1 protein-coding gene is annotated in these 478 nt (G+C 39.7%); it reads left to right on the forward strand.

What is annotated here, in order from left to right; translation table 11 throughout:
- Positions 1 to 209: 209 nt before the first annotated feature.
- Positions 210 to 478, forward strand: a 269-nt coding sequence (locus B3O33_RS06385; RefSeq protein ID WP_292363215.1) for a hypothetical protein, incomplete at its 3' end; no start/stop codon positions are given.

The raw sequence follows: 478 nt of genomic DNA on the forward strand, positions 1-478 counted from the left end.
TTCGATTCCGACCCCAGCCTCCATTTAAAACACCATACCTAAGGCGCTTACAGCGCTTTTTTTATGTCTTCTGTTTTTGCATTCCCACATTATTCAACAGTACTTATTTAAACAAACCCTGGCCACTCATCTATTTTGTATGTAATCCACTTACTCAAATATGCTATAAATTCTCCATCATAAATTTTGACTGGAGCAAGGCGATAAAAATGGATTTTTCACGAGTGACTTTCCCGATTAAAAACTTTATCAAAAAGCCTTTGGTCGCTGCCGGAATAGGTTTTATGGTATCTGTGCCGGCTGAAAATGCTTATGAGTCGGGTATGGCATTGATGTTTCCTGATTTGTTTGATGTGAGCGTTCAGGAGGTTATTGATATTCAACAATCTCAGTTTGGTGCATTGGAAGACTCTATTCAGGAACTCGCTGAACTAACGGTAGGAAATGCTGAAGCTCAAAACGTGATTAGCCAGTTGGG

Origin of the sequence: Methylophaga sp. UBA1464, from assembly GCF_002325665.1 — a bacterium.
Classification (GTDB): domain Bacteria; phylum Pseudomonadota; class Gammaproteobacteria; order Nitrosococcales; family Methylophagaceae; genus Methylophaga.